Source organism: Pseudomonas sp. B21-017, from assembly GCF_024749245.1.
In the GTDB taxonomy this organism is placed as follows: Bacteria; Pseudomonadota; Gammaproteobacteria; order Pseudomonadales; family Pseudomonadaceae; genus Aquipseudomonas.
The window spans coordinates 687,275-700,744 of record NZ_CP087194.1 but is presented as its reverse complement, the minus strand read 5'-3'; the positions used below and the strand labels follow the sequence as shown (position 1 = coordinate 700,744).

General features: G+C 60.9%; 10 protein-coding genes and 1 pseudogene. 10 read left to right on the top strand and 1 reads right to left on the bottom strand.

The features are described from left to right. Nucleotides 1-1,068: a DUF2333 family protein gene (locus LOY28_RS03040; protein ID WP_064616066.1), complete on the bottom strand. Its 1,068-nt coding sequence runs from the start codon at nt 1,066-1,068 to the stop codon at nt 1-3. Nucleotides 1,069-1,358: 290 nt separating this feature from the next. On the opposite strand from LOY28_RS03040, the gene gcbA reads away from it, so the two are divergent. The 10 genes and pseudogenes from gcbA (at nt 1,359) to fis (ending at nt 13,412) form a co-directional block, all read left to right on the top strand. Continuing rightward, entirely contained in the window at nt 1,359-3,029 is a 1,671-nt protein-coding gene (gene gcbA / locus LOY28_RS03035; protein WP_018928418.1) for a diguanylate cyclase GcbA, read from the top strand. 1,491 nt (nt 3,030-4,520) lie between these two features. After that, a pseudogene (locus LOY28_RS29995) lies at nt 4,521-5,027 on the top strand (methyl-accepting chemotaxis protein); the annotation flags it as partial. Between the two features lie 182 nt (nt 5,028-5,209). After that, complete coding sequence (locus LOY28_RS03025; RefSeq protein WP_258613040.1) at nt 5,210-6,952, top strand: protein-disulfide reductase DsbD; 1,743 nt, start codon at nt 5,210-5,212, stop codon at nt 6,950-6,952. A gap of 132 nt (nt 6,953-7,084) precedes the next feature. Beyond that, nucleotides 7,085-7,537, top strand: a complete 453-nt coding sequence (gene aroQ, locus LOY28_RS03020; RefSeq protein WP_007937215.1) for a type II 3-dehydroquinate dehydratase — start codon at nt 7,085-7,087, stop codon at nt 7,535-7,537. A gap of 48 nt (nt 7,538-7,585) precedes the next feature. Further along, complete coding sequence (accB, locus tag LOY28_RS03015) at nt 7,586-8,050, top strand: acetyl-CoA carboxylase biotin carboxyl carrier protein (RefSeq protein ID WP_018928421.1); 465 nt, start codon at nt 7,586-7,588, stop codon at nt 8,048-8,050. A 17-nt stretch (nt 8,051-8,067) separates the two neighbouring features. Continuing rightward, nucleotides 8,068-9,426, top strand: coding sequence for an acetyl-CoA carboxylase biotin carboxylase subunit (gene accC, locus LOY28_RS03010; RefSeq protein WP_018928422.1), 1,359 nt, complete (start codon nt 8,068-8,070; stop codon nt 9,424-9,426). A 325-nt stretch (nt 9,427-9,751) separates the two neighbouring features. Beyond that, nucleotides 9,752-10,630 (top strand): 50S ribosomal protein L11 methyltransferase, encoded by an 879-nt coding sequence (gene prmA, locus LOY28_RS03005; RefSeq protein ID WP_018928423.1) that lies wholly within the window; start codon nt 9,752-9,754, stop codon nt 10,628-10,630. Nucleotides 10,631-10,660: 30 nt separating this feature from the next. Beyond that, nucleotides 10,661-11,899, top strand: coding sequence for a DUF3426 domain-containing protein (locus LOY28_RS03000; RefSeq protein ID WP_258613039.1), 1,239 nt, complete (start codon nt 10,661-10,663; stop codon nt 11,897-11,899). Between the two features lie 185 nt (nt 11,900-12,084). Beyond that, nucleotides 12,085-13,095, top strand: coding sequence for a tRNA dihydrouridine synthase DusB (gene dusB, locus LOY28_RS02995; RefSeq protein ID WP_018928425.1), 1,011 nt, complete (start codon nt 12,085-12,087; stop codon nt 13,093-13,095). Further along, entirely contained in the window at nt 13,092-13,412 is a 321-nt protein-coding gene (gene fis / locus LOY28_RS02990; RefSeq protein ID WP_007907419.1) for a DNA-binding transcriptional regulator Fis, read from the top strand. Before dusB ends, fis begins: the two co-directional genes overlap by 4 nt. The last annotated feature ends 58 nt before the right edge of the window (nt 13,413-13,470 follow it).

Genomic DNA, 13,470 nt, shown 5'->3' with positions numbered 1-13,470 from the left:
TCAGCCCTGATTGAGCAGTTGACGCAAGTCGATCACCGCGGCGTTGGCCCGGGAGATGTAATTGGCCATGACCAGCGAGTGGTTGGCCAGCACACCGAAGCCGCTGCCGTTGAGGATCATCGGGCTCCAGACCGGCTCTTGCGAAGCCTCCAGCTCACGGATGATCTGGCGCACGCTGACCGTAGCGTTTTTCTTCGCCAGCACATCGGCGAAGTCGACTTCGATGGCGCGCAGCAGATGGGACAATGCCCAGGCCTGACCACGGGCTTCGTAGAACACGTTATCGATCTGCATCCACGGGGTTTCAACGACTTCTTCGTCAACCTGCGGCACCTGGCCGAGCGCCGGGATTTCGGTTTTCAGCGCAGTGTTGAGCTTGACCCGACCAACGCTGGCCGACAGCCGTTGCGACAGCGAGCCCAGACGGGTCCCTACATCACCCAGCCAGTTGTTCAGGTTGTCGGCGCGGGCGTAGAACAGCGCGCTCTTCTGGTCAGGCCCCGACAGGCGTGCCTGATAGCGGCTCAGGGAGTTGATGCCTTCCTGATACTCGGACTCACTGGATGGCAACACCCAGCTCTTGTTGTCGAAGTTGAAGCGCGGCTCGGCCTTGGCCAGGTCGGCGTCTTCGGCGGACTGCGACTGGGAACGGGCGAAGTCTTTACGCAGCGCACGGCTCAGGTCGCGGACCTGGACCAGCACGCCATATTCCCAGCTCGGCATATTGTCCATCCACAGGCCCGGCGGGAAACGGTCGTTGGAAATATAGCCACCCGGTTTGGTCAGCAAGGTACCGGCGACGGTCTTGAGGGTTTCCACCGTGGTGTACCCGACCACCATCTGCTTACCTTCTTTCTCAGCTGCCATCTGGGCATTCTGCTGAACCGGGAACAGCGCGGGTTCCTGGCTCCAGTACCAGCCCAGCGCGATAGCCACCAACAAGTAAAGGCAAATCAGAGTGGCCAGCGCCCGGCTGAACAACAGGCCACCAAAATAACTGCGGGTGGCCGATTTCGGTTCAGCGGCACGCTCAGGCGCGCTGCCCGTGCGGTTCTTCCAGTCCAGCATGGCGATATCCTTTCAATCACTTGAGTTCATCGGTTCGACTACAACCCTACGCCATCGTGCCTTATTTGCCGCGCATTAAATCCTGCGGGACACAGCGAGCCTTACAATGACTGCAATCGAAGCCATCACTATAAATGAAGCACAGCGTTGAGCCTATGCGACCAGTCGGTCGGGAACTGAATGATGTCGCTTTGCAGATTATTGACGCAGGACACTCATGCAATTGAAAAGAGATGCTAGCATAGAGCCACCAGTCGATCTCAGCATGCACCCTAACTAGTAGTCAGGATATGACCGAGCCAGAAGACCCCAGCCGTGAGCGCCTCAAGCACCACTTTGCCCAGCGGGTAATTCATCAGGCACGTCAGATTCTTGAGATATGGCAACGTCTGCAACGCAATGAATGGTCCATCACCGACCTGTCGGAGCTGAGCGAGGCCAATCTGCGCCTGCTGCGCTTTGCCGAACGTTTCGAACAACCGGAACACACCCTGCTGGCCCGTCATATCGGCCAGTCGCTGGAGGCCGTCGACGCCAATCGCGGACGCCTGAGCAGCGGATTGATCACTGACCTCAACCGCCTGATGCAGCGCTTGTCCCGCACCGGCCTGCGCCATGGCGATCAGCTCGAACACACCTTTCTGCCACCGCTGCGCAAGCCGATCTACGTGATGCTGCAGGATCACGACCGGGCCGAACGGCTGGCCAAGCAACTTGAATTCTTCGGGCTCAGCGCCCAAGCCCTCGACAGCGTCGCCGCGTTCCGCGCCTCGATGGTCGAGCGCTTACCGGCGGCGATTGTCATGGACGTCGACTTCAGCGGCGCCGGCATCGGCCTGAAACTGGCGGCCGAAGCCCAGCAAGGCTTGGAGCAGCCCTTGCCGCTGTTGTTTTTCAGCCTGCACGAAACCGACACCCCGACCCGCCTCGCCGCCGTGCGCGCCGGCGGCCAGGAGTTTCTCACCGGCACCCTCGAAGCCTCGAGCCTGCTGGAAAAGATCGAAGTGCTGACCTGCGTCGCCCAGTACGAACCTTATAAAGTGCTGATCATCGACGACTCCCGCGCACAGGCCTTGCACACCGAACGCCTGCTCAACAGCGCCGGGATCGTCACGCGGACCTTGATCGAACCGATCCAGGCCATGGCCGAGCTGGCGGATTTCCAGCCGGACCTGATCATCCTCGACATGTACATGCCGGCCTGCACCGGTACGGAACTGGCCAAGGTAATCCGCCATAACGACCGCTATGTCAGCGTGCCGATCATTTATCTGTCGGCCGAAGACGATCTGGACAAGCAGCTCGACGCCATGAGTGAGGGCGGCGACGACTTCCTGACCAAACCGATCAAGCCGCGCCACCTGATCACCACCGTGCGCAACCGCGCGGCGCGGGCGCGCAATCTGAAAGCGCGGATGGTGCGCGACAGCCTGACTGGCTTGTACAACCACACCCATATCCTGCAGCTGCTCGAAGACTGTTCATTCCGTGCCCGTCGCGAAAACAAGCCGCTGAGCTTTGCGATGCTCGACATCGACCACTTCAAACGGGTCAACGACAGCCACGGCCATCCCATGGGCGACCGGGTGATCAAGAGCCTGGCGCTGTTCCTCAAGCAACGGTTGCGCAAGAGCGACTTCATCGGCCGTTACGGCGGTGAAGAGTTCGCCATCGTCATGCCGGACACCGATATTGAATCGGCCTACAAGGTGCTCGATGAAATCCGTCAGCGCTTTGCGGAAATTCACTACCCCGCGCAGCCCCAGGACCTCTGGTGCACCTTCAGTGCCGGCGTCGTCGAACTGCACGAAGGCTCCGACAGCCTGATGATGGCCACACAGGCAGACGAGGCGCTGTACCGCGCCAAGGACGCCGGACGCAACCGCGTGCAAGCCGCGCGGGAGTCAAAGCAAAGTGCCACTTTTTCATCGGAATCGACCGATTCGGTCATAACGCTGTAACAGAAACGCAATAACTTCAGGCACTTACCATTCTGCCGTTGGTAGTCCGCAATGCGCCTGAAGCTGTTGACCAATCTCAATACCCTCCTTCTGGTCGCCGTGTGCGTGGCCCTCGGCGCGACCCTCTGGTGGTCGCAAAAAGCCCTGGAACGCCCCTATCTGTTGATGGAGCGTTACCTGGGCCTGTCCCAGCAGTTTCAAAATGAAGTGGCGCGCAACGTCGAGGATTACCTGGCCAGCGGCGATGCCCTGCGTCTGAGCAGCGCCAGCCAGGCCATCGACAGCCTGCAAAAGGAGCTCGGCGAATTACCTCCGCCCCTGGCCGATACCTTGCACCCCAGCCTGTCGAGCCTGGAAGAGTTCAGCAAGACGGACCTGCTGGCTGCCGGCAAACTCGCCGGCGATCCACAAGCCCTGCTGTTGCAAGCTGAACGCGAGCTCGGTGCCAGCCTCGATCAGCTCAGCCAGTACGCCAACGGCAACGCGGCGTACCTGACGCCTTTGCTCGCAGCTTCCCAGCATCTGGGCAAGTTGTCTTTGGCCCGGGACAAACTGGTCAGCAGCGGGCGCAGTGAACTGGCCGCCGATGTCGAGCGCGAAGTCGCCAGCATCCGCGTTCAGGCTGAACAATTGAACAGCTTGCCGCTGCTGGGGGTGACTGCCAGCAGTGAATCGAACACCGATGACTTCTCCGCCATGATGGGCCTGGAGAACACCGAGAAAGCCGTCGCCGAAGACGCCGGCGTCAGCCTCAAGCGCGAACTCAACAGCCTGCTCACCCGCTACCCGACTGAACTGGCACGTACGCGCGAACAGATCCAGAAACGCGCCGACCTCGGCGCCGCGACTCACTTGAAAATCACCGCCGTGCAGCAGGCCATCGCCGGGCTGGAACCGGTAGTGCGCGCCCAGCACGGGCAAATCCAGGGCGAAGTGCGGCTGATGCAGGGCGTGATGATCGGGCTGATTCTGCTGATCGCCTTGCTCATCGATACCTTACAGCGACGCCTGGCCCGAACCCTGACCAATCTGGCGCCAGCCCTTTCGATCTGGGCCGAGGGCGACTTCAGTCGCGACATTCAACTGGGTGCGACCAACCGCGAACTGCATGACATTCAAGCTTCGCTCAATCGCTTGCGTGCCTATCTGGTCGACCTGGTGGGGACCATTCGCCTCAATGCCGAGCAAGTCGCCGGCAGCAGCCGGACGCTGGCCGAATTGAGCAATGACCTGCACAGCGGCGCCGAGCATCAGGCCGGCGACACCGCGCTGATCCGCGACTCTCTCGGTGAACTCGAAGCAACGATTCAACAAGTCGCCGGTGATGCCAGCCAGGCCGCGGACGCCAGTCGTCATGCAGGGCTGGCGGTGGAGCATGGTCAGAAGGTCATCGGCCTGAGCCTCACCGGGCTGCATGCGCTGGTGGGTGAAGTGCAAGGCAACGCGCAGATGATCGAACATCTGGCCGAAGAGTCGGCGACTATCGGCGGCGTGCTGACGGTGATTCGCTCGATTGCCGATCAGACCAACCTGCTGGCGCTGAATGCCGCCATCGAGGCGGCCCGCGCCGGGGAGATGGGCCGGGGATTTGCGGTGGTGGCCGAAGAGGTTCGTTCACTGGCGCAGCGCACCGCCGGTGCCACCGCCGAGATTCAGACACTGATCGCCGGCCTGCAAACCGCCGCGCGACAATCGGTCGAAGGCATGCGCGCCCAGGTCGAACACGCCGAAGCCACGGCCAACCAGGCCCAGGCCGCCGACGGTGCGCTGGATAAAATCGTCGGAGCGATCCAGACCATTTCCGACACCGCCGTGCGCATCGCCGATGTCACTGCCCAGCAGAGCGGCGCTGTCAGCGAAATCCGCGATCACAGTGAGCGGATTCATCAATTGGGTGGGGATAACTTGCTGCGCATCGGCGAGGGGCGTGAGCAAGGGGAGAATTTGCTGGTGCTGGGCGGACGGTTGCATACCGCCGTTCAAGCCTTCCGCGTCTAGTTGCCCCCCTGCAGGAGCTGCCGAAGGCTGCGATCATTTGATGTTGATCCTGGCGGCGGATCGAGCGTTGAAGATCAAAGTCAAAATATCGCAGCCTTTGGCAGCGCCTACGGGAGATCGGCGTAGTCGCATACATTGCACACTCAGCTATCATGCCCGCACCTCCAATACGCGAGATTGTCATGCGCCGTTTGCTCTGCCTGCTGTTTTTAGTGCTCGCCCTCCCGGCCTCCGCCGCCGGGTTGCTGGACAGTCGCCCCAGTTCCACCCTGGGTTCGATCAACAACAGCGCCGACTTTCTGCCGGTGCGCGAAGCCTTTCAGTTGAGCCTGGTAGAAAGTACGCCGCAATCGATCAAGCTGCGTTTCGTCGCCACCGAGGGTTATTACCTCTACCGCCATCGCTTCCAGTTTCGCGCAGATCCGGCCGACGTTGGCCTCGGCGCGGCTCAACTGCCCAAGGGCAAACAAAAGCACGATGAATACTTCGGCGATGTCGAGGTTTACCACGGCATTCTCGATGTAGAGCTGCCACGCACCGATTCCCGCGCCTTTACGCTGGCCGTGACCTATCAAGGCTGTGCCGACAAAGGCCTGTGCTACCCGCCCGAGACCGAGCGCCTGAGTATAGATGGCAGCGGTGCCACGACCACAGCCTGGGGCTGGCGCGAACTGGCGCTGTTCTTCCTCGCAGGCCTCGGCCTGACCTTCACCCCCTGTGTGCTGCCGATGCTGCCGATCCTCTCCGGGGTAGTCCTGCGCGGGCAGATTGGCGGTTTACGTGGCTTCAACCTGTCGCTGGCTTATGTGCTGCCGATGGCCATCTGCTTCGCCCTGTTGGGTGCATTGATGGGCATGTTCGGCGCACAGCTTAATCTTCAGGCGCGCTTGCAATCGGCTTGGGTGCTGGTGCCGTTCGCGATGTTTTTCGCAGTGTTTGCCTTGGCGATGTTCGGGGTGTTCGAACTGAAACTTCCCTACGCCATCAGCAGCCGCCTGGACCGGATCGCCGGGCGCACCGAAGGTGGCTCACTGTGGGGCGCGGCGGTGCTGGGCGTGGTGTCGAGCCTGCTGGTTTCGCCCTGCGTCTCGGCTCCCCTGGCCGGTGCGCTGCTGTACATCAGCGCCAGCGGCGATGCCTTGGGCGGCGGATTGAAACTGTTCATGCTTGGCCTGGGCATGGGCGCACCGCTGTTGCTAGTGGCGACTGGCGGCGCGGCCTGGTTGCCGAAAAGCGGGCCGTGGCTGATCTACGTGAAAAACGCGATTGGTGTGCTCTTGCTGGGGCTGGCGATCGGTTTGCTCAGCCGAGTATTGCCAGGCCAGATCACTTTACTGTTGATCGGCTTGCTCGCCGGTGGCGTCGGTTTGTTCATGGGCGCGCTGGAGTTTGTCTATAAGCCGCCGAGAAAACGCCTGGGGCAATTGCTGGGGATGTTTCTGCTGTTTTATGCACTGGCCTGTTGGTACGGCGCGTTCAGCGGTCAGTCCGATCCATTCAACCCCATTGGCCAGCCGCGCCTCGTCGCCAGCAACGAGCAGCAAGCGCCAATCGCCAGCACCTGGCAAACCATCAGCACTCCAGCCGAACTGGATCGCGTCCTCGCCGAAGCCAAATCCTCCGGCACGCCGCTGCTGCTCGACTGGTACGCCGACTGGTGCATCAGTTGCAAAGTCATCGAACACGAAGTGCTCAACGATGCCAACGTCGTCGAACGTCTCAAAGGCTATCGACTGATCCGCTTCGACATCACCGCCAGCAACACCGAACAGCGCGCCCTGCTCGACCGCTACAAGCTGTTCGGCCCTCCGGCGCTGATGTTTTTCGGCAGGGACGGCGTCGAACGCACCGATGTGCGAGTGATCGGCGAGATAAACGCCACGGACTTCGCCGAACGTGTTGCGAAAGCAAATGACCGGATTTAATCACCCGGTCACATATTTCGCGCAAACATCGGCCATCGTGCTGCCTATTGCATAGAACTGGACAGTCACAAAGTCTTTGCGGCATAGTCGCCGGGTTCTGACAATTGCACACGGATCACAAAGGAGCAGCAGATGGCGACCCTATTGGTTTTGCACGGCCCTAACCTGAACCTGCTCGGCACCCGGGAACCGGGCGTCTATGGTGCAACCACCCTGGCACAAATCAACCAGGACCTGGAACAGCGGGCGCGCAATGCCGGCCACCATTTGCTTTACCTGCAAAGCAACGCCGAGTACGAATTGATTGACCGCATCCACGCTGCTCGCGGCGAAGGTGTGGACTTCATTCTGATCAATCCAGCAGCTTTTACGCATACAAGTGTCGCGTTACGTGACGCGCTGCTGGCGGTGAGCATCCCATTCATCGAAGTGCATTTGTCTAACGTGCATAAACGCGAACCTTTCCGCCATCACTCTTACTTCTCCGATGTAGCGGTGGGAGTGATCTGCGGCCTTGGCGCCAGCGGTTATCGACTGGCCCTGGAGGCCGCACTAGAGCAGCTTGAAAGACAGGCAACGGCTTGAACAACAAGCGTTAAACGCCCCTGACCGACCCTTGGGAGTTGATGATTCATGGATATCCGTAAAGTTAAGAAATTGATCGAATTGCTGGAAGAGTCCGGCATCGACGAGCTTGAGATCAAGGAAGGCGAAGAGTCCGTACGCATCAGCCGTCACAGCAAGACGCCGGCTCAGCAGTACTATGCACCGGCTCCGATGCATGCGCCGGCACCGGCTCCAGTTGCTGCCGCCGCTCCGGTTGCTGCCGCTGCGCCTGCGGCTCCAGCGGCTCCAACGCTGAACGGCAATGTTGCCCGTTCGCCGATGGTCGGCACGTTCTATCGCAAATCTTCGCCGTCCTCGCCATCCTTCGTTGAAGTTGGCCAGACCGTGAAGAAAGGCGACACCCTGTGCATCGTCGAAGCCATGAAGATGATGAACCACATCGAAGCTGAAGCCAGCGGTGTGATCGAATCCATCCTCGTCGAAGACGGCCAGCCGGTTGAGTACGACCAACCGCTGTTCACCATCGTTTGAATCGCGGAGAGCCTTTGATGACTGCGAAGTTGGAAAAAGTTCTGATCGCCAACCGCGGTGAGATCGCCCTGCGGATTCTGCGTGCCTGCAAGGAAATGGGCATCAAGACCGTCGCCGTTTACTCCAAGGCCGACAAAGAGCTGATGCACCTGGGCCTGGCAGACGAATCCGTCTGCATCGGTCCGGCCTCCGCCGCTCACTCCTACCTGCACATTCCGGCCATCATCGCCGCTGCTGAAGTGACCGGCGCTACCGCCATTCACCCAGGCTACGGCTTCCTTGCGGAAAACGCCGACTTTGCCGAACAGGTCGAGAACTCCGGTTTCGCGTTCATTGGCCCGAAAGCCGATACCATCCGCCTGATGGGCGACAAGGTATCGGCCAAGCACGCCATGATCGCCGCTGGCGTTCCAACCGTTCCGGGCTCCGACGGCCCACTGCCTGAAGACGAAGAAACCGCTCTGCGCATTGGTCGCGAAGTCGGTTATCCGGTGATCATCAAAGCCGCTGGCGGCGGCGGTGGTCGTGGCATGCGCGTGGTGCACAAAGAAGAAGACCTGATCTCCTCGGCGAAACTGACCCGCTCCGAAGCGGGCGCAGCGTTCGGCAACCCGATGGTCTATCTGGAAAAATTCCTGACCAACCCACGTCACGTGGAAGTTCAGGTGCTTTCCGACGGTCAGGGCCACGCCATCCATCTGGGCGACCGCGACTGCTCGCTGCAACGTCGTCACCAGAAGGTTCTCGAAGAAGCGCCGGCACCGGGTATCGACGAGAACGCGCGCGAGGAAGTCCTCGCCCGTTGCGTCAAGGCTTGCATCGACATCGGCTACCGTGGCGCCGGCACTTTCGAGTTCCTGTACGAGAACGGCCGCTTCTACTTCATCGAGATGAACACTCGTGTCCAGGTAGAGCACCCGGTATCGGAAATGGTCACCGGCATCGACATCGTCAAGGAGATGCTCAGCATCGCCGCCGGCAACAAGCTGTCGTTCACCCAGGATGACGTGGTCATCCGCGGTCACGCGCTGGAATGCCGGATCAACGCCGAAGACCCGAAAACGTTCATGCCGAGCCCAGGCACGGTCAAGCATTTCCACGCACCAGGCGGCAACGGCGTTCGCGTCGATTCGCACCTGTACAGTGGCTATGCCGTTCCGCCGAACTACGACTCGTTGATCGGCAAGCTGATCACCTACGGCGCAACCCGTGACGAAGCCATGGCGCGCATGCGTAATGCGCTGGACGAGATCGTTGTCGACGGGATCAAGACCAACATCCCGCTGCACCGTGATCTGACCCGTGACGAAGGCTTCTGCAAAGGGGGGGTGAACATTCACTACCTCGAGCACAAGCTGGCTGGCGAGAAGCACTAAGCTTCAGCCGGAACATGACAAGGCCGCCTTCGGGCGGCTTTGTTGTTTCTGGAGATGCCGCCCGGAAACCTTGTGGCGAGGGAGCTTGCTCCCGCTCGGTTGCGCAGCAGCCGCAAGACCATTCATCCGAGTTGTGTCAGACAGAGCCGTATCTGCCATTTTGGGACCGCTTCGCGCTCCAGCGGGAGCAAGCTCCCTCGCCACAGAGACCGACGTCTCCGCTATTGGATGGCAACCCGGTCGTCTTCTGCCGCGCGCTCGCGTAAACTTGCGCGCTTCTCGCAGCCCGCTAGGCTGCAATCAATATTTTTCAAAGGTGCCCGCCATGCCTTGGCTGCAAGTCCGTCTCGCCATCAGCCCAGAACAAGCCGAAACCTACGAAGACGCTTTCCTTGAAGTGGGCGCCGTATCGGTGACCTTCATGGACGCCGAAGATCAGCCGATCTTCGAGCCGGAACTCAACACCACTCCGCTGTGGTCGCACACACACCTGCTGGCCTTGTTCGAAGGCGGCACTGACGCCGCCAGCGTGCTGGCCCACCTGGAGTTGCTGACCGGCAGCCCGCTGCCCGAGCATCACAGCGAAGTGATCGAAGACCAGGACTGGGAACGCAGCTGGATGGATGGCTTCCAGCCGATGCGCTTCGGTCAGCGCCTGTGGATTGTCCCGAGCTGGCACGCCGCCCCTGAGCCTGACGCGGTGAACCTGCTACTGGACCCGGGCCTGGCGTTCGGCACCGGCACTCACCCGACCACCGCGCTGTGCCTGGAATGGCTCGATGGCCAGGACCTGAAAGACTGCAACGTGCTGGATTTCGGCTGCGGCTCGGGGATTCTGGCGATTGCCGCCCTGTTGCTGGGCGCCAAACAAGCCGTCGGCACCGATATCGATGTGCAGGCCCTGGAGGCCTCCCGCGACAATGCCGGACGCAACAACATTGCCGACGAGCTGTTCCCGCTCTATCTGCCGGAAGATTTGCCGCAGGTTCAAGCCGACGTACTGGTCGCCAATATCCTCGCCGGCCCGCTGGTTTCCCTGGCGCCGCAACTGTCCAGCCTGGTCAAGTCCGGCGGTCGCCTGGCACTGTCGGGCATCCTCGCCGAACAGGGCGAAGAGGTTGCCGCTGCCTATGCCCGGGACTTCGATCTGGATCCGATCGCCAATCGCGACGGCTGGGTACGCATCACTGGCCGTCGGCGCTAGAATGAGCGCCTGCATAAACCGGATTGCCGCATGACCGATAGCTTCGTCACCCAATGCCCGCATTGCCAAACCAGCTTCCGCGTCAGCCATGCTCAGTTGAGCGTGGCCCGGGGGGTGGTTCGTTGCGGCTCATGCTTGCAGGTGTTCAACGCCGCCAGGCAGCTGCTTGAGCAGCGTGCCGGCAAGGAAGCGGTAAAACCGGTTGCATCGGCGCCCGTAGAGCCGCCAGTGCAGCGGGCCATCAGCCAAAAGCAATGGACCGCGGCCGAGATGGACCTGGACAGCCTGGACCTGGACGAAGAACTCGCCCGGCTCGAACAGCGGGAAATCCAGCCGACGACGGAGTTCGGTCACCCCCGCGAAGACAGCCTCAGTGCTCGTCGCGACAGCACCGAACACGACGAAGCCCCTTGGCCCGACAGTCTCTTCAGTGAGTCGGCCGCCGATCGTGCGCAAGCCGCCGACGTGCAGACGCCATCACCGATGGTCGAACCGACGATCGAGCCAAGCAAACACTCGCGCACCGAGCCTTCGCTGTCCATGGAGCCCGTGCCGCTGGACGATGAGCCCGAGATACAGCAGCTGCGCCTGCACGACCCGCTCGACGCCCCGATCCCTTTTGGCAGCCTGTCGGCGAAAACCGATGACGACGAGATCGACGATGACCTGCCCCCCGTCGAGCCCCTGCGCAAGCGACGCGAACGCAGCGAACCGGCCATGCGCGCTGAAGTGCTGCAGGACCTGACCGACGACCCGCTGCAACTGGATTGGCAAAAACGCCGCTCCCCCTGGGGTCGGCGCTTTTTCTGGCTGCTGCTGATCCTGCTCGGCGCCGCCGGCCTCGTTGGCCAGTACGTCGCCTACCACTTCGACGAACTGGCGCGCCAGGACCAGTATCGTCCGTGGTTCCAGCAACTCTGCCCGCACATCGGTTGCACAGTGCCGTCCAAGGTCGACATCGCGAAAGTCAAAAGCAGCAATCTGGTGGTCCGCAGCCACCCGGACTTCAACGGGGCGCTGGTGGTCGATGCCATCATTTATAACCGTGCGCCCTTCTCCCAGCCGTTCCCGCTGCTGGAGCTGCGCTTTGCCGACCTCAACGGCCACCTGATCGCCAGTCGTCGCTTCAAGCCCGGCGAGTACCTCAACGGCGATCTCGAAGGCCTGGCCGAAATGCCGCCGCAAACGCCGATCCACATCGCGCTGGACATTCTCGACCCAGGCCCCAAAGCGGTGAACTACAGCCTGAGCTTCCATTCGCCCGAGTGAAACACTCAAGCGTTGCAGGCTTGACGGCGGTTTCCTGACTTTGACCGTTCAAACCAAACCGCTGGCGATAACGAATTAGTTGTTCAGATTTTGTTCAATTCAGCCTTTATCCAGTCATCGAGAGCGGGTATCATGCCAACCCTTTTTCGAACTCTCATGATCCGGCCCCACAACAGGGAAGTCCTATGTCGGCGGTACGCATCGGTCCATATACATTGCACAACGGCTTGATCCTCGCCCCCATGGCGGGCGTCACCGACCAGCCCTTTCGTCAGCTGTGCAAACGATTGGGCGCTGGACTTGTAGTCTCGGAAATGGTCACCAGCGACATGAGCTTGTGGAACACCCGCAAATCGCGGATGCGCATGATCCACGAAGGCGATCCCGAGCCCCGCTCGGTACAGATCGCCGGCGGAGATGCGCAGATGCTGGCGGATGCGGCCCGGGCCAACGTCGAGCTGGGCGCACAGATTATTGATATCAACATGGGCTGTCCGGCGAAGAAGGTCTGCAACAAGGCCGCCGGTTCCGCACTGTTGAAAGATGAAGCATTGGTGACCGAGATCCTGCAGGCCGTGGTGGCTGCAGTCGATGTGCCGGTCACCCTGAAGATCCGCACCGGCTGGGACCGGGCGAACAAGAACGGTCTGACGGTGGCGAAGATCGCCGAACAGGCAGGCATCACGGCGTTGGCCGTACATGGCCGCACGCGTGCCGACCTGTACACCGGGGAAGCTGAGTACGACACCATTGCCGCGATCAAGCAGGCGGTGTCGATTCCGGTCTTCGCCAATGGCGATATCGATTCGCCCGAGAAAGCCCGGTACGTGCTCGACGCGACCGGTGCCGATGGCCTGTTGGTGGGCCGGGCTGCCCAGGGGCAGCCATGGATTTTTCGTGAAATCGACCATTATCTGCGTACCGGTGAAAAACTCCCGGCACCGGAACTGATCGAGGTGGAATGTATTCTGCTTGAGCATCTGGCCGCGCTGCATGCCTTCTATGGCGACGTCATGGGCGTGCGCATAGCTCGCAAGCATGTGGGCTGGTATCTCGCAACCTTGCCGGGCGCCAGGGAGTTTCGCGCCCACTTCAATCGTTTGGAAGATACGGAAGCACAATGCGCCTACGTTCGAGGCTTCTTCGCCGAACGTTACAAGAGCCTGACAGGGGACGGAGAAGGGGTGGCCGCATGACGATGATGACCGAGACTTTAGTGAGTGGAACAACACCCGTGAGCGACAACGTGAATTTGAAACAGCACCTCAATACACCGAGCGAAGAAGGTCAGACCCTTCGCGGGAGTGTCGAGAAGGCGCTGCACAATTATTTCGCCCACCTTGAGGGCGCTGCCGTCACGGATGTGTACAACCTGGTGCTCTCCGAAGTCGAGGCCCCCCTGCTCGAATGCGTGATGAACTACGTCAAGGGCAACCAGACCAAGGCCAGTGAGCTGCTCGGACTGAACCGGGGCACCCTGCGCAAGAAACTCAAGCAGTACGATTTGCTGTAAGCATTCAATCAAACCAGAAAGGCGCCCACGTAAAACCGGTCGCCTTTTTTGCTGACTC

Bases quoted from the DNA above. Each gene is read 5' to 3' on its own strand.
- LOY28_RS03040 (WP_064616066.1), bottom strand. From the start codon at position 1,068: ATGCTGGACTGGAAGAACCGCACGGGCAGCGCGCCTGAGCGTGCCGCT.
- gcbA (WP_018928418.1), top strand. From the start codon at position 1,359: ATGACCGAGCCAGAAGACCCCAGCCGTGAGCGCCTCAAGCACCACTTT.
- LOY28_RS03025 (WP_258613040.1), top strand. From the start codon at position 5,210: ATGCGCCGTTTGCTCTGCCTGCTGTTTTTAGTGCTCGCCCTCCCGGCC.
- aroQ (WP_007937215.1), top strand. From the start codon at position 7,085: ATGGCGACCCTATTGGTTTTGCACGGCCCTAACCTGAACCTGCTCGGC.
- accB (WP_018928421.1), top strand. From the start codon at position 7,586: ATGGATATCCGTAAAGTTAAGAAATTGATCGAATTGCTGGAAGAGTCC.
- accC (WP_018928422.1), top strand. From the start codon at position 8,068: ATGACTGCGAAGTTGGAAAAAGTTCTGATCGCCAACCGCGGTGAGATC.
- prmA (WP_018928423.1), top strand. From the start codon at position 9,752: ATGCCTTGGCTGCAAGTCCGTCTCGCCATCAGCCCAGAACAAGCCGAA.
- LOY28_RS03000 (WP_258613039.1), top strand. From the start codon at position 10,661: ATGACCGATAGCTTCGTCACCCAATGCCCGCATTGCCAAACCAGCTTC.
- dusB (WP_018928425.1), top strand. From the start codon at position 12,085: ATGTCGGCGGTACGCATCGGTCCATATACATTGCACAACGGCTTGATC.
- fis (WP_007907419.1), top strand. From the start codon at position 13,092: ATGACGATGATGACCGAGACTTTAGTGAGTGGAACAACACCCGTGAGC.